General features: G+C 65.7%; 15 protein-coding genes. 13 read left to right on the top strand and 2 right to left on the bottom strand.

Going from position 1 to position 14,216, the window contains the following annotated elements:
• Positions 1-23: 23 nt before the first annotated feature.
• Both LL972_RS04710 and LL972_RS04705 read right to left on the bottom strand, forming a co-directional pair.
• Positions 24-566 carry a type 1 glutamine amidotransferase domain-containing protein gene (locus tag LL972_RS04710; RefSeq protein WP_228326603.1) on the bottom strand — a complete coding sequence of 181 codons (543 nt, stop codon included), beginning with the start codon at positions 564-566 and terminating at the stop codon, positions 24-26.
• Between the two features lie 106 nt (positions 567-672).
• The gene (locus LL972_RS04705; RefSeq protein WP_228326602.1) at positions 673-1,140 is read right to left on the bottom strand and encodes an SET domain-containing protein; all 468 of its coding nucleotides are present in this window, start codon (positions 1,138-1,140) and stop codon (positions 673-675) included.
• Between the two features lie 174 nt (positions 1,141-1,314).
• On the opposite strand from LL972_RS04705, the gene LL972_RS04700 reads away from it, so the two are divergent.
• The 13 genes from LL972_RS04700 (at position 1,315) to LL972_RS04640 (ending at position 14,184) form a co-directional block, all read left to right on the top strand.
• Positions 1,315-1,773 carry an SUF system Fe-S cluster assembly regulator gene (locus LL972_RS04700; RefSeq protein WP_104535922.1) on the top strand — a complete coding sequence of 153 codons (459 nt, stop codon included), beginning with the start codon at positions 1,315-1,317 and terminating at the stop codon, positions 1,771-1,773.
• A gap of 16 nt (positions 1,774-1,789) precedes the next feature.
• Positions 1,790-3,247: a Fe-S cluster assembly protein SufB gene (gene sufB, locus LL972_RS04695; RefSeq protein WP_102584994.1), complete on the top strand. Its 1,458-nt coding sequence runs from the start codon at positions 1,790-1,792 to the stop codon at positions 3,245-3,247.
• A gap of 112 nt (positions 3,248-3,359) precedes the next feature.
• On the top strand, positions 3,360-4,124 hold the full coding sequence (sufC, locus tag LL972_RS04690) for a Fe-S cluster assembly ATPase SufC (protein WP_024938770.1): 765 nt from the start codon (positions 3,360-3,362) through the stop codon (positions 4,122-4,124).
• On the top strand, positions 4,124-5,386 hold the full coding sequence (gene sufD / locus LL972_RS04685; protein ID WP_228326601.1) for a Fe-S cluster assembly protein SufD: 1,263 nt from the start codon (positions 4,124-4,126) through the stop codon (positions 5,384-5,386). Before sufC ends, sufD begins: the two co-directional genes overlap by 1 nt.
• A complete protein-coding gene (locus tag LL972_RS04680; protein WP_228326600.1) occupies positions 5,383-6,627 on the top strand; it encodes a cysteine desulfurase in 1,245 nt (414 codons plus the stop codon). Before sufD ends, LL972_RS04680 begins: the two co-directional genes overlap by 4 nt.
• A gap of 155 nt (positions 6,628-6,782) precedes the next feature.
• Positions 6,783-7,322: a GNAT family N-acetyltransferase gene (locus LL972_RS04675; RefSeq protein WP_228326599.1), complete on the top strand. Its 540-nt coding sequence runs from the start codon at positions 6,783-6,785 to the stop codon at positions 7,320-7,322.
• Positions 7,319-7,648 carry a non-heme iron oxygenase ferredoxin subunit gene (locus LL972_RS04670; protein ID WP_104597613.1) on the top strand — a complete coding sequence of 110 codons (330 nt, stop codon included), beginning with the start codon at positions 7,319-7,321 and terminating at the stop codon, positions 7,646-7,648. The genes LL972_RS04675 and LL972_RS04670 overlap by 4 nt, the downstream gene beginning before the upstream one ends.
• Positions 7,649-8,218: 570 nt before the next feature.
• Positions 8,219-10,537 carry a TonB-dependent receptor gene (locus LL972_RS04665; protein WP_228326598.1) on the top strand — a complete coding sequence of 773 codons (2,319 nt, stop codon included), beginning with the start codon at positions 8,219-8,221 and terminating at the stop codon, positions 10,535-10,537.
• 48 nt (positions 10,538-10,585) lie between these two features.
• The gene (locus tag LL972_RS04660; RefSeq protein WP_228326597.1) at positions 10,586-11,272 is read left to right on the top strand and encodes a Fe2+-dependent dioxygenase; all 687 of its coding nucleotides are present in this window, start codon (positions 10,586-10,588) and stop codon (positions 11,270-11,272) included.
• Positions 11,265-12,023 (top strand): tetratricopeptide repeat protein, encoded by a 759-nt coding sequence (locus tag LL972_RS04655; protein ID WP_228326596.1) that lies wholly within the window; start codon positions 11,265-11,267, stop codon positions 12,021-12,023. Before LL972_RS04660 ends, LL972_RS04655 begins: the two co-directional genes overlap by 8 nt.
• Before the next feature lie 7 nt (positions 12,024-12,030).
• Positions 12,031-12,669, top strand: a complete 639-nt coding sequence (locus LL972_RS04650; RefSeq protein WP_228326595.1) for a PepSY-associated TM helix domain-containing protein — start codon at positions 12,031-12,033, stop codon at positions 12,667-12,669.
• Between the two features lie 20 nt (positions 12,670-12,689).
• Entirely contained in the window at positions 12,690-13,205 is a 516-nt protein-coding gene (locus LL972_RS04645) for a DUF2271 domain-containing protein (protein WP_228326594.1), read from the top strand.
• Positions 13,206-13,380: 175 nt separating this feature from the next.
• On the top strand, positions 13,381-14,184 hold the full coding sequence (locus tag LL972_RS04640; RefSeq protein WP_228326593.1) for a DUF4198 domain-containing protein: 804 nt from the start codon (positions 13,381-13,383) through the stop codon (positions 14,182-14,184).
• Positions 14,185-14,216: the final 32 nt, after the last annotated feature.

Genomic DNA, 14,216 nt, shown 5'->3' with positions numbered 1-14,216 from the left:
CTGTCAACGTTGTAACGAAGCGATCAGGAAACCAGGGCCTTGGCCACTGCAGCGGTGAAGGCCGGGATATCGTCGGGCTTGCGGCTGGTGATCAGCGACCCATCGACGACGACCTCCGCATCCTGCCAGCGTGCGCCGGCATTGCGCAGGTCGGTCTTGACCGAGGACCACGAGGTGACATCGCGGTCGCGCACCAGATCGCTTTCCACCAGCAGCCACGGGCCGTGGCAAATGGCGGCAACGGGCTTGTCGGCACTGGCAAAGGACTGGATGAATGCGATCGCCTTCGCATCGCCGCGTAAGGTGTCAGGGTTGAGCACACCACCGGGCAACACCAGCGCATCGTAGGTATCGACCTTGGCCTGGTCCAGCCGCTGGTCCACCGGCACCGAATCACCCCAGTCGGTCTTGTTCCAGGCGCGAATCTGCGCAGCGTCGCCGGGGGCGACCACATCGACCTTGGCGCCCCAGGATTCGAGCAGGCGCTTGGGCTCAGTCAGTTCGGACTGTTCAAAGCCGTCGGTGGCCAGCACGGCGATGGTCTTGCCGGAGAGCGAATAAGACATGAGGGACTCCTTGCTGAAAAGAAGCCCGCACGCTAGTCGTGCAGCTGTTGCACGTGAGTGAACCGATGTGTGCGCCGCGTCAGTGCGGGCAGCCGCACGCGCATGCTCAGCGCTTGGGCTGCAGCATCGTGCCGGTGCAGTTCTTCGATCCGCAGCGGCATGCCCAGATCTTCTTCAGACGCGGGGTATGCCGCTCGGCCAGCGTGATGCCGTAGTTGTAGGTGAGCTCTTCGCCGGCCTTGATCGCGCGTTTGGCCTCGATGAAGATCTTGTCCTTGCTGCGGTCGTCGCCTTCGGCCTCTTCGATCACCGCTTCGCAATTGGGATTGCAGCTGTGGTTGATCCAGCGCGCGACATTGCCCTCGTAGTTGGCATCCAGCACATAGTAGTCGCTGAGCGTGAACAGGAAGGTATGCCCGCTTTCCACATCGCCGGTGTCATCGGCATCCACTTCCGCGTGCGTGCGCAGACGCCCCTTGTACTGGATGATGCGCTCGCCTTTGCGGAGCGCGGCGAGGGCGAACATGCCATTGCCGTGGATACGTGACTTGCGGGCGGCAACTTTGCGCGACATGAAGGGGTCCAGTGATGGGGCCGCTCATTGTGACTGCAGTGCGACGATGCGCCAAGCACAAGCGCACCGATGACCGCAACGGCTGCTGCTTGCCGGCGGCTGAACCGGGCAGGTGGCCCTGCCCCGGCTAAAAGCGTACAATTTCGGTCCGCTTTAGGATTTATCGCCTTCCTCATGTTGCGCGTTACCAAACTCACCGATTACGCCACCGTCGTGTTGACCGTCCTGGCAGCGCGCTGCGGCCAGGTGCTCAGCGCCAGCGAACTGGCCGAGCAGGCCGGCCTGGAAGCGCCGACCGTGAGCAAGATCCTCAAGCCGCTGTCGCAGGCGGGCCTGGTCGAAGGGCTGCGCGGCGTGCATGGCGGCTACCGCCTGGCGCGCGCGGCCAGCGAGATTACGCTGGTGGAAATCGTCGAGGCGATGGAAGGCCCGCTGGCGATCACCGAATGCAGCCAGGACCACAGCCAGTGCGGCATCGCGCAGACATGCGGGGTGCGCTCCAACTGGCGCCTGATCAACGACGTGGTCGGCGATGCATTGCGTCGCGTCACGCTCGCACAGATGTTGCAGCCCCTCTCTCTCCCTGGCGACGGCCGTCGGCGTTCCATCGCCGCACGCGTCGCGACCACCTGACCCTGTAGGCAGCCCGATGGCCACCGAACTTGCACCCCCGCAGAATGCCGAAATTATCGAACGGTTGGGCCGACGCTATGACGCCGGCTTCATCACCGAGATCGAATCGGACTCGCTCCCGCCTGGCCTGGACGAGGACGTCATCCGTGCCTTGTCGGCCAAGAAGGACGAGCCGCAATGGATGACCGACTGGCGTCTCGAGGCGTATCGGCACTGGCTGAAGATGCCGATGCCGGAATGGGCGAAGTTGAAAGTCTCGCCGATCGATTTCCAGGCGCTGAGCTATTACTCCGCGCCCAAGGGCCCGAAGTACGCCTCGCTGGATGACGTGCCCAAGGAACTGCTCGACACCTACGACAAGCTCGGCGTGCCGCTGCACGAGCGCGCCCGGCTGGCCGGCGTGGCGGTGGATGCGGTCTTCGACTCGGTCTCGGTCGGCACCACGTTCCGCAAGGAACTGGCCGAAAAGGGCGTGATCTTCTGCTCGATGTCCGAGGCCATCAAGGAACATCCGGAGATCGTCAAGCAGTATCTGGGCAGCGTGGTGCCGGTCGGCGACAACTATTTCGCCGCGCTCAACTCGGCGGTGTTCTCCGACGGCAGCTTCGTGTTCATTCCTGCGGGCGTGCGTTGCCCGATGGAACTGAGCACCTATTTCCGCATCAATGCCGGCCACACCGGGCAGTTCGAGCGCACCCTGATCGTGTGCGAGGACAAGGCCTACGTGTCGTATCTGGAAGGCTGCACCGCGCCAATGCGCGATGAAAACCAGCTGCACGCGGCAGTGGTCGAGCTGGTGACGCTGGAAGATGCCGAGATCAAGTATTCGACCGTGCAGAACTGGTACCCGGGTGACGAGGAAGGCCGTGGCGGCATCTACAACTTCGTCACCAAGCGTGCCGAATGCCGTGGCGCGCGCAGCAAGGTTACCTGGACCCAGGTCGAAACCGGCTCGGCGATCACCTGGAAGTATCCGTCCTGCGTGCTGCTCGGCGACGATTCGGTCGGCGAGTTCCACTCGGTGGCGCTGACCCATCACCGTCAGCAGGCCGACACCGGCACCAAGATGATCCACATCGGTAAGCGCACCAAGAGCAAGATCGTCAGCAAGGGCATCAGCGCCGGGCGCGGGCAGAACACCTATCGCGGCCTGGTCAAGGTGGACCGCAATGCCGATGGCGCGCGCAACTACACGCAGTGCGATTCGTTGTTGATCGGCAAGCAGTGCGGCGCGCATACCTTCCCCTATATCGAGGTGAAGAATCCCGGCGCCACCGTCGAGCACGAGGCCACCACCTCCAAGATCAGCGACGACCAGCTGTTCTATTGCCGCGCGCGCGGCATCAGCCAGGAAGACGCGGTGTCGCTGATCGTCGACGGCTTCTGCAAGCAGGTGTTCCGCGAGCTGCCGATGGAGTTCGCAGTGGAAGCCAAGAAGCTGCTGGAAGTCTCGCTGGAAGGCAGCGTCGGCTGACGCCGACGGAATCGGGAGTGGGGAATGGAGAATCGGTATCGGTTCTCTTTCCTGCTCCTTGCCGCGCCAACGTCTCGCATTACCCATTCCCTATTCTCGATTCCCTATTCCCATGCTTACGATTAACAACCTCCACGCCAGCATCGCCGGCAAAGACATCCTCAAGGGCCTGTCGCTGGACATCCAGCCGGGCCAGGTGCACGCCATCATGGGGCCCAACGGCGCCGGCAAATCCACGCTGGGCAACGTGCTGGCCGGGCGCGACGGCTACGAGGTCAGCGCCGGCACCGTGCAGTTCGAAGGCAAGGACCTGCTCGAGCTGCCGCCGGAAGAACGCGCGGCAGCCGGCCTGTTCCTGGCCTTCCAGTACCCGGTGGAAATTCCCGGCGTCAACAACACCTACTTCCTGCGTGCCGCACTCAATGCGCAGCGCAAGGCGCGTGGCGAAGAAGAGCTGGATTCGATGCAGTTCCTCAAGCTGGTGCGGCAGAAGCTGGCCGTGTTGCACCTGAAGGACGAGCTGCTGCATCGCGGCGTCAACGAAGGGTTCTCCGGCGGCGAAAAGAAGCGCAACGAGATCTTCCAGCTGGCCGTGCTCGAGCCCAAGCTCGCCATCCTGGATGAAACCGACTCCGGCCTGGATATCGATGCGCTCAAGAGCGTGGCCGACGGCGTCAACGCACTGCGTTCGCCGGAGCGTTCGTTTCTGGTGATCACCCACTATCAGCGCCTGCTCGACTACATCACCCCGGATGTGGTGCATGTGCTGGCCGAAGGCCGCATCGTGCAGAGCGGCGGCCCGGAACTGGCGCTGGAACTGGAAAAGCACGGCTACCACTTCCTCAAGGACCGCGTGGTGCCCGAGGCGGCTGCCTGATGAGCGCCCTGCTGGAATCCCTCGCCCGCAGCTTCAGTGGCGACGATGCGCGCCGTGTCGAACTCGACGCTGCGCTGCAGGCCGGCCTGCCCGGCCCGCGCGCCGAAGCCTGGAAGTACACCTCGCTGCGGCAGCTGGAGCGGCGTAGCTTCCAGCCCGCGCCGCTGGTGCCGACGTTGATCGACGCCGCGCTGCTGGACGACATTCCGTTGCCGCGGCTGGTGTTCGTCAACGGCCGCCCGTCCGACGCACTGAGCGACCTGTCGACGCTGCCGGACGGCGTGCAGCTGGACACCCTGTCTGCGTCGCTGGCCGCCGGCGACGAGGCGCAGCAGTTGCTCGGCCGCCGTTTCGACGGCAGCGATGAAATCTTTGCGCGCCTCAATGCCGCGCTTGCCGACGAAGGCGTGCTGGTGCGCGTACAGGAAGGCGCGCAGATCGAGGCGCCGCTGCATCTGGTCTTCATCGGCGTGGCCGGCGAGCACGACCTGTCCTGGCATCACCGTCACCTGATCGAACTACGCGCCGGCGCGGCACTGAACGTGGTCGAGCACCACCTGCATGTCGGCGATGCTGCGCATCTGCACAACAGCCTGATGCATGTGCATCTGGCCCAGGATGCGGTGCTCTCGCATGCGCGCGTGCAGGCCGACAGTGCGCACGCAACCTCGCTGCTGCGCACCGATGCCGTGCTGGCGCGCAATGCGCGCTACCAGCGCGTGGATCTGGAACTGGGTGCCAACCTGTCGCGCCACGAACTCAACGTGCGCCTGGAAGGCAATAACGCCCAGCTCACCGCCAATGGCGTGCTGCTCGGCAACGGCCGCCGCCATGTCGATACACGCCTGGGTATCGCGCACATCGCCCGCGACACCAGCTGCGAACTGGTCTGGCGTGGCGTGGGCGCCGATCGCAGCCGGGTGGTCTTCCACGGCGGCATCAACATCCGTCCCGGTGCCGACGGCACCGACGCGCGGCTGTCGAACAAGAACCTGCTGCTGTCGGCCAATGCCGAGATCGACACCCAGCCGGTGCTGGTGATCGATGCGGAGGAAGTGCAGGCCGCGCATGGTGCCACCGTCGGCCAGCTCGATGACAATGCCTTGTTCTATCTGCGCTCGCGCGGCCTGCCGCAGGCCGAGGCGCAGCGCCTGTTGAGCGCCGCGTTCTGCCACGAGCCGCTGCGCATGCTCCCCCCCGCGCTGACTGCGGTGCTGGCGCTGCAGCTGGACCGCGCACTGACCTCGGCAGGCGTGGCATGAACGCGCCCGCCGTCACGCACCTCGCCGCGCCGGACTGGGAGCGCGTGCGCTCGGATTTCCCGTTGTTGATGCGGCAGGTGCATGGCAAGCCGCTGATCTATTTCGACAACGCCAACACCGGGCAGAAGCCGCTGCAGGTCATCGCCGCGACCGACGAGTTCTATCGTCGTCAAAACGCCAATGTGAGCCGCGCGGTGCATGCGCTGGGCACCGAGGCCACCGATGCCTTCGAAGGCGCGCGCAGCAAGCTGGCACGCTTTCTCAACGTGCGCGCCGACGAGCTGGTGCTGTGCAGCGGCACGACCTTTGCGATCAATCTGGTGGCCTATTCCTGGGCGCTGCCGCGCCTGGGCGCTGGCGATGTGATCCTGATTTCGCGCATGGAGCACCACGCCAACATCGTGCCGTGGCAACTGGTGGCGCAACGCACCGGCGCGACCATCCGCGTGGCCGAGATCACCCCGGACGGCGCACTGGATCTGGACGCCTTGCGCAAGGCGATGACGCCGGAAGTCAAGCTGCTGGCGATCACGCATGTGTCCAATGTGCTGGGCACGGTCAATCCGGTGCGCGAGATCTGCCGCGAGGCGCGCAAGCGCGGCATCGTCACCGTGGTGGACGGCTCGCAGGCCGCGCCGCATCGGCGTATCGACGTGGCCGGCATCGGCTGCGATTTCTACGCCATCACCGGCCACAAGATGTGCGGACCCACCGGCACCGGCGCGCTGTGGGCGCGGCGCGAACACCTGCAGGCAATGCCGCCGTTCCTGGGCGGCGGCGAGATGATCAAGGAAGTCAGTTTCGAGGGCACGGTGTTCAACGATGCCCCGCACAAGTTCGAAGCCGGCACGCCCAACATCGCCGGTTTCATCGGCCTGGGCGCGGCAGTTGATTACCTGGAGTCGGTCGGGCTGGCGCACGTGGAAGCGCGCGAAGCCGAGCTGCTGGCGCATTTCACCGAAGAACTGCAGCGCATCGACGGCCTGCGCATCTTCGGCACCACGCCGGACAAGGCCGCTGTTGTGTCGTTCCTGATCGAAGGCGCGCATGCGCACGACCTGGCCACCCTGCTCGACCTGGAAGGCGTCGCAGTCCGCTCGGGCCAGCACTGCGCGCACCCGCTGCTGCAGTACTACGGCGTCGCCGCCACCTGCCGCGCCTCGCTGGCGTTCTACAACACGCACGACGAGATCGAGCGCTTCGTCGCTGCGTTGGTGAAGGTGCGTCGGTTGTTGGGTTGATTGGAATCGGGAATCGGGAATGGAGAATCGACAAGGCGGTTCTCCCGTAGCTCATCAAGCGGCGCAACGCTTTTCCCGATTCCCGATTCCCGATTCCCGATTCCCGATTCCCGATTCCCGATTCCCGATTCCCGATTCCCGATTAAACTGCTCCCATGCAGACCACCACCTTCCGTACCGCCACCGTCGACGATATCGACGCCCTCGTGTCACTGGTGACCTCGGCCTATCGCGGCGATGTCAGCCGGGTGGGCTGGACCACCGAGGCCGACTTTCTCGACGGCGCGCGGATCGATCCTGCGGTGCTGCGCGAGGACCTGTTGCGCGACCGCAGCCTGGTACTGCTGGTCGAACAGGACGGGCGCCTGCTGGCCTGCGCGCATATTGCCGACGACCACGGCGCCGGCTATTTCGGCATGTTTGCGGTGGATCCCTCGCTGCAGGGCAGCGGGCTCGGCAAGACCTTGTTGGCCGAGGCCGAGCGCATCGCTTTCAGCGAGTGGCAGCTGCCGGTGATGCGCATGACGGTGATCGACATCCGTGACGAGCTGATCGCGTTCTACGAGCGACGCGGCTACCGCCGCACCGGCATCACCAAACCGTTCCCGTATGGCGACGCGCGTTTTGGCGTGCCGCTGCGCCAGGACCTGCGCTTCGAGGTGCTGGAAAAACCGCTCGGCGGCGCTGCGCTGTGAGCGACACCTGGACCTTCGTCTGCGCCAGCGAGGCGCTGCTGCCCGGCGAGCTGCAGACCGTCTGGGACGAGGTAACCGATGCCCCGATCGTGATCTTCAACCTCGACGGCGAGCTGTACGCGCTGGAAGACCGCTGCAGCCACGAAGACTATGAATTGTCGCCGGGCACGTTCGACCCGGCAGAAGGCAGCATCGAGTGCCTGCTGCACAGCGCCCGCTTCGACATCCGCGACGGCCGCCCGCTGTGCGCACCGGCCTACACCGCGGTGCCCAAGTTCCCGGTCAAGCGCGAACACGGCGGCATCTGGACCCGCGATGACCGCTGACACCAGCCGGACCCGTGCGTAATACGGCAGCCGTGAGTTGAAGCCACTAAGGGCTCTGACCTGCAGTCCCGGTCCCGTCCGGCATGCACGCCAGGAGGCCGCAGATTCGCGCATCGCATGAGAAGACTCGCTGCCATGTCAGCGAGGTCGACCAGCCTCGATAGCGGCACTTCGGCCCGCTAGCAGGCGCACACCCGCGCATTTCCATGTGCAACCCCGCATTGAGTACCGCAGTGGCCTGACGCCTCAGGCAGCACGATTGCCTGGGTGCGTGGCGCCAGCCGACAAAGATTGCAAAGAAGAATGATTTGCATTTAAGATCTCAGCCCTTCAGGCCTTCTTAACAACTGGCCTGCCCTGCGATCCCATGCGCCCAGCTCTGCTCGACACCTTTTTCCTGACCTTGCCCCGCATGCGCCTGGCCGCGCAGCGCCTGCGCGTGTCCGGAGACTGGTCGGGCCGACTGGCTGCCTCGGGCTAGCGGGCGCGCCTTCTCCGATCCGCCTTCCCATCCCGCATCCGCCGAGCCATCGCCAGGCCGGAGCCTCGCTTTCCTCTTCGAGACGCCTCATGACTCCCAGGATTTCCCCGCTCGCCTCGGCCGTGCTGCTGACGCTGTCCGCTCCTGCCTTCGCCCAGCCTGCCGATGCGCCGGCACCTCCGGGCGCGGTCGATCTGGACGCCATCCGGGTGCAGCAGGAACGTGCGCAAAAGCCGTCCTCGCCCAAGTACACCGAGGTGCTGCGCGACACGCCGCAGACGATCACCGTGGTCACCAAGCAGACCATGGACCAGCAGAACCTGCTGTCGTTGCGCGATGTGCTCAGCACCCTGCCCGGCATCACCTTCGGCGCGGGCGAAGGCGGCGGCGGCTATGGCGACAGCATCAACCTGCGCGGCTTCACCGCCAGCAGCGACATCACCACCGATGGCGTGCGCGACAGCGCCCAGTACAGCCGCAGCGACACCTTCAACCTGGAAGCGGTGGAGCTGATCAACGGCGCCAACTCCGCCATGTCCGGCGCCGGTTCGGTCGGCGGCAACATCAATCTGGTCACCAAGACCGCCGGCCAGGGCGACTTCACCAATGTCGTGGTCGGTGGCGGCAGCGACCGCTATGGCCGGTTGACTGCCGACAGCAATTACGACTTCGAGAACGGCACCGCCGTGCGCCTGAACGCCATGGGCCACACCCAGGATGTGCCGGGGCGCGATGAGGAATTCCGTCATCGCTGGGGCTTTGCGCCGTCGGTGGCATTCGGCCTGGGCTCGGATACCCGCTTCACCCTGAGCTACCTGCACCAGCACGACAACAACCTGCCGCAGTACGGTGTGCCGTTCGCGCTCAGCCCGTTCAACGACGGCCCGCTGCCGGGCGTGGACCCGGAAACCTTCTTCGGTTACCGCAATACCTCGCGTCAGGAAATCGACGTGGACATGCTGACCGGCGTGCTGGAAATGGATTTCGACGACAACATCAAACTGCGCAGCCTGGCGCGCGTGCAGCGCGTCGACCAGACCACCAATGCCACCGCGCCGCAGGGCACCTGGTGCCTGCCCAACGGCACCGACCCGTACACCGGCCGCGCCTGTGTCGGCCAGCCAGCGGCCAGCTGGAACCCCAACAGCGGCCCGCGCGGCCTGGTGCGCGAGACGGAAAACTTCATCGCGCACAGCCAGACCGACCTGACCGCCACCTTGCACACCGGCGCCATCGAGCACCGCGTGGTCGCGGGCGTGGCCTTCAGCAAGGAAGACTTCGAACTCAATAGCGGCACCACCTTCCGCAATGCCGATGGCTCCACCACCGGCATCACCTACCCGGTGCAGTCCTTCGACAATCCGTACAACATCTGGACCGGTCCGCAGAATTATTTCCGCACCGGGCGCAGCAAGGGCAGCCTGACCAATCAGGCGGTGTACCTGTTCGATACGCTGCAGTTCAACGAACAGTGGATGCTCAACCTGGGCGGCCGCTACGAGCACAACGAAGGCGACAGCACCACCTACACCGTCAACGCCGCCGGCAACGTCACCGGTGTGAGCGCGGGCTTCCCGGCCGGCAGCGAAGAGGACCTGTTCTCGTATCGCGCCGGCCTGGTCTTCAAGCCGGCAGAGAACGCCAGCCTGTATCTGTCCTACGCCAACAGCAAGACGCCCTCCAAGGCCTCGGTCAACGGCTCGTGCACGCCGATTGCCACGGCCACCGCCGGCGCCAACTGCAATGTCGAGCCGGAGACGGCGGTCAACATCGAACTGGGCGGCAAGTGGGACGTGCTGGACCAGCGCCTGGCACTGACTGCCGCGCTGTTCCGCAACGAGCGCGAAAACTACAAGGTCAACAGCGGCGACCCGCTGATCCCCGAGCAGGTGCTGGACGGCAAGGCGCGCGTGGACGGCGTCGCGCTTGGCGCCGCCGGTTACCTGACCGAGCGCTGGTCGATCTTCGCCAACTACACCTTCCTGGACAGCGAAGTGCTGCAAAGCGTGTCCAACCGCACCGAGAGCCTCACCGGCGACCCGGTGGCCGGACGCGAGCTGGTGCAGACCCCGCGCAATGCCGGCAACATCTGGACCACCTACACGCTCAACCAGTGGACCTTCGGCTACGGCGTCACCTACCAGGGCGGTTTCTATCCCAACAACGCCTCGGCCGCGGCCTACATCAAGACCGACGACTACTGGGTGCACCGCGCGATGGTCGGCCTGCGTGTCAACGACTGGCTCAGCCTGCAGTTGAACGTCAACAACCTGTTCGACGAGGAGTACTACACCAGCGTGCGCAACAACCTCACCGTCAATGCGGCCGGCACCGTCACCGCCGGCAATGGCTGGGCGCTTCCGGGCGAAGGCCGCTCGGCGGTGTTGAGCGCCACCTTCAGTTTCTGACCCACTGGCACGCCGTCCGCACAACGCGGGCGGCGTGGAGACCACCGCATGTTGCTGTCCATTCCCGATGTTCTCAGTCCCACCCAGCTCGCCGAGCTGCGCGCGCGGCTGGACGCGGCCGACTGGGCGGACGGCCGCATCACCGCCGGCCATCAGTCGGCGCAGGCCAAGGACAACGCGCAGTTGCCCGAAGACGGCGCGGTGGCACGCGAGGCCGGCGCCCTGGTGCTCGAGGCGCTTGCCCGCAACAGCACGTTCTTTTCGGCGGTGTTGCCGCGGCGCATCTATCCGCCGCTGTTCAATCGCTACAGCGGCGGGCAGTCGTTCGGGTATCACGTGGACAACGCGATCCGTTACGACCGCAGTCGCGGCGGCGCAGATCCCGTGCGCACCGACGTCTCCGCCACCTTGTTTCTCAGCGACCCGGACAGCTACGACGGCGGCGAGCTGGTGATCGAAGACACCTACGGCACGCAATCGGTGAAGCTGCCGGCCGGGCACCTGGTGATCTATCCCGGCACCAGCCTGCATCGGGTAATGCCGGTGACCCGCGGCGCGCGTGTGGCCTGTTTCTTCTGGACCCAAAGCATGTTGCGCGACGATGCGCAGCGGCGCCTGCTGTTCGAACTGGATGTGTCCATCCGACGGCTGACCCAGGACACCCCCGGCCATCCGTCGCTGATCCAGCTCACCGGCGTGTACCACAACCTGTTGCGGCAATGGGCCGATGTCTGAGCCCGTACCGGACACCGCGCAGCTGATCGACCTGCTGCGTACCCAACCCGATCGCGCGGTCGCGCTGCTGCGCAAGGCTGCCGAGCGCCAGGATCTGGCGGCGCAACTGCTGCTCGCCCAGCTCCACGCCGAAGGCCGCGGCATCCCCGCCGATCCGGCCATGGCGATGCTGTGGTACGAAGTCGCCGCCAATGCCGGGAATCCGGAAGCAATGAATCAGTTGGGGCGCTGCCACGAACTGGGCTTTGGCACCGCCTGCAACGAGGTGCTGGCGGCGCTGTGGTATCGCCGCGCCGCCGAGCACGGGCTGGATTGGGGCATGTACAACCTCGCGCATCTGTACGGCTCCGGCCGTGGCGTGGCACAGGATCACGCGCAGGCGCTGGCGCTGTACCGCACGGCCGCCGAACGCGGGCACGCCAAATCGATGAACTTCGTGGCGCGCTATCTGGACCAGGGCCTGGCCTGCGCTGCGGATCCGATCGCTGCACGCGGCTGGTATCGCCGCTCTGCCGAAGCAGGCGATTTTCGCGGCCAGGCCAGTTACGCCACCTTGCTCGCGGATGCCGGCGACCTCGATCAGGCCGAGCGCTGGATGCGCCGTGCGATCGCCGGCGGGCATTCCGGCTTTCTGCAACAGCTCACGCCGTTGCTGGCGAGTGCAACGCACCCACGTCTGCGCGCCTTGCTGAGCGAAGTGGCCGCGCGGCAATCGCAGTTGCAGCCGTCGCTGGCAGCGGAAGTGGCCTGAGCGCAGCATGGCCACTTCCAACGACACCATCGCCACCACACAGCAACGCCGCGGTTTCTGGCTGCGCATGCTGCATCAATGGCACTGGATCAGTTCGGCGCTGTGCCTGATCGTCATGCTGCTGTTCACCATCACCGGGCTGACCTTGAACCATGCCGCGCGCATCGAAGCCAGCCCCTCGACCGAACACCGCACGCTCACGCTGCCGCCGGCCCTGCTCAAGTCCCTGGGCAGCCGCGACGACGGCGACGCCCCGCTGCCGCCGCGCGTGGCGCAGTGGCTGGGGCGTGAGCTGGATATCAGCATCGGCACGCGCGCGGGCGAATGGTCGGCCGACGAGGTGTATCTGGCGCTGCCGCGTCCTGGCGGCGATGCCTGGCTGAGCCTGGACCGCAGCACCGGCGCAATCGAGTACGAACGCACCGGACGTGGCGCCATCGCCTATCTCAACGATCTGCACAAGGGCCGTAACGCAGGGCCGGCCTGGGGCTGGTTCATCGACGTGTTCGCCATTGCCTGCCTGGTGTTCTGCATCACCGGGCTGTTCCTGCTGCATCTGCATGCGCACCAGCGCCGCATGACCTGGCCACTGGTCGGCCTGGGTCTGCTGATTCCGTTGCTGCTCGCCCTGCTGTTGATCCACTGACCTTTCTACCGGAGACGATCATGCGCGCCACCCTGACCATCGCCCTGAGCGGCCTGCTCGCCATGCCGGCATACGCGGCCACGCTCGACATCAACGTCGAGATTCCCAAGCTCAACGTCGCCGAATATCACCGCCCGTATGTGGCGATCTGGCTGGAAGGTGCGGACCAGAAGGTCGCCGCCAATCTGGCGGTCTGGTACCAATCCAAGGACACCGCCGAAGGCCACGGCACCAAGTGGCTGCCGGACCTGCGCCAATGGTGGCGCAAGAGCGGCCGCACCCTCGAGGTGCCGGTCGACGGCATCACCGGCCCCACCCGTCCGGCCGGCGCGCATGCGCTGTCGTTCTCCGATACCAAGGGCGCGCTGAAGTCGTTGCCGGCCGGCCAGTACACGCTGGTGGTGGAAGCCGCGCGCGAGGTCGGCGGCCGCGAACTGGTCAAAGTGCCTTTCACTTGGCCTGCAAAGACGCCGCAGAGCGCCAAGGCCAGCGGCAGCAGCGAACTGGGCGCCGTCAGCCTGGTCGCCAAACCGTGACACCTGGCGTCGGCCGGTGGCGCGGGCAGCTTGCGCCCCTGCCCCGCTGGCGCCAGCTGCAGCCGCTTCAGCAGATCGTCTCCCGCTTTTTTTGTCCCACGCATCCAGCCAGCGCAGCGAGGCGCGCTGATCAGACACGTGACCCACCGTCCTTATCGTCCTTCAAGGAGTTGTCATGAAACGTTCGTTCGTCCTGATCGCCATGCTCGCCGCACTGCCGGTCAGCGCACTCGCCCACAAGGCCTGGTTGCTGCCGTCGCAGACCATCATCGCCGGTGAGGCGCCGTGGATCACGGTGGATGCAGCGGTGTCCAACGACCTGTTCTACTTCAACCACGTGCCGCTGCGCCTGGACAACCTGAGCATCACCGCGCCCGATGGCAGTCCGCTCAAGCCGGAAAATCCAGCCACCGGCAAGTACCGCAGCGTGTTCGACCTGCAGCTCACCCAGCCCGGCACCTACAAGCTGAGCATCGTCAACGCCGGCCTGTTCGCCAGCTGGAAGGAAGACGGCAAGCCCAAGCGCTGGCGCGGCGATGAAACCCGCTTCGCCACCGAGGTGCCGAAGAACGCGCAGGACCTGCAGGTCTCGCAGTCCTTCAACCGGGTAGAAACCTTCGTCACCCGTGGTGCGCCGACCACCACCGTGTTCAAGCCCGCCGGCAAGGGCATCGAGTTGATTCCGGTGACCCATCCCAACGATCTGGTCGCCGGCGAAGCGGCCCAGTTCACGCTGCAACTGGATGGCAAGCCGGCGGCGGGGCTGGAGATCGAGATCGTGCGCGGTGGCACCCGCTATCGCGATGCGCAGAACGAGATCAAGCTCAAAACCGATGCCAAGGGCGGCTTCAGCGTGACCTGGCCGGAGCCGGGCATGTACTGGCTGGAGACCACCACCGAAGACACAAAAACTTCGCTGCCACAGGCCAAGCAGCGCCGCCTGGGCTATGTCGCCACGCTAGAAGTGCTGCCGCAATAATCCGCCGGCACGCGGCAGGAGCGCACGTAGCG

It is taken from the genome of Xanthomonas campestris pv. asclepiadis (assembly GCF_020784175.1).
GTDB lineage: Bacteria > Pseudomonadota > Gammaproteobacteria > Xanthomonadales > Xanthomonadaceae > Xanthomonas > Xanthomonas campestris_D.
The sequence above is the reverse complement of the archived record's forward strand: the minus strand, read 5'-3'. Positions and strand labels throughout refer to the sequence as shown.

Excerpts from the sequence above, each read along its gene's own strand:
- LL972_RS04710 (WP_228326603.1), bottom strand. The coding sequence starts at position 566 with ATGTCTTATTCGCTCTCCGGCAAGACCATCGCCGTGCTGGCCACCGAC.
- LL972_RS04705 (WP_228326602.1), bottom strand. The coding sequence starts at position 1,140 with ATGTCGCGCAAAGTTGCCGCCCGCAAGTCACGTATCCACGGCAATGGC.
- LL972_RS04700 (WP_104535922.1), top strand. The coding sequence starts at position 1,315 with ATGTTGCGCGTTACCAAACTCACCGATTACGCCACCGTCGTGTTGACC.
- sufB (WP_102584994.1), top strand. The coding sequence starts at position 1,790 with ATGGCCACCGAACTTGCACCCCCGCAGAATGCCGAAATTATCGAACGG.
- sufC (WP_024938770.1), top strand. The coding sequence starts at position 3,360 with ATGCTTACGATTAACAACCTCCACGCCAGCATCGCCGGCAAAGACATC.
- sufD (WP_228326601.1), top strand. The coding sequence starts at position 4,124 with ATGAGCGCCCTGCTGGAATCCCTCGCCCGCAGCTTCAGTGGCGACGAT.
- LL972_RS04680 (WP_228326600.1), top strand. The coding sequence starts at position 5,383 with ATGAACGCGCCCGCCGTCACGCACCTCGCCGCGCCGGACTGGGAGCGC.
- LL972_RS04675 (WP_228326599.1), top strand. The coding sequence starts at position 6,783 with ATGCAGACCACCACCTTCCGTACCGCCACCGTCGACGATATCGACGCC.
- LL972_RS04665 (WP_228326598.1), top strand. The coding sequence starts at position 8,219 with ATGACTCCCAGGATTTCCCCGCTCGCCTCGGCCGTGCTGCTGACGCTG.
- LL972_RS04660 (WP_228326597.1), top strand. The coding sequence starts at position 10,586 with ATGTTGCTGTCCATTCCCGATGTTCTCAGTCCCACCCAGCTCGCCGAG.
- LL972_RS04655 (WP_228326596.1), top strand. The coding sequence starts at position 11,265 with ATGTCTGAGCCCGTACCGGACACCGCGCAGCTGATCGACCTGCTGCGT.
- LL972_RS04650 (WP_228326595.1), top strand. The coding sequence starts at position 12,031 with ATGGCCACTTCCAACGACACCATCGCCACCACACAGCAACGCCGCGGT.
- LL972_RS04645 (WP_228326594.1), top strand. The coding sequence starts at position 12,690 with ATGCGCGCCACCCTGACCATCGCCCTGAGCGGCCTGCTCGCCATGCCG.
- LL972_RS04640 (WP_228326593.1), top strand. The coding sequence starts at position 13,381 with ATGAAACGTTCGTTCGTCCTGATCGCCATGCTCGCCGCACTGCCGGTC.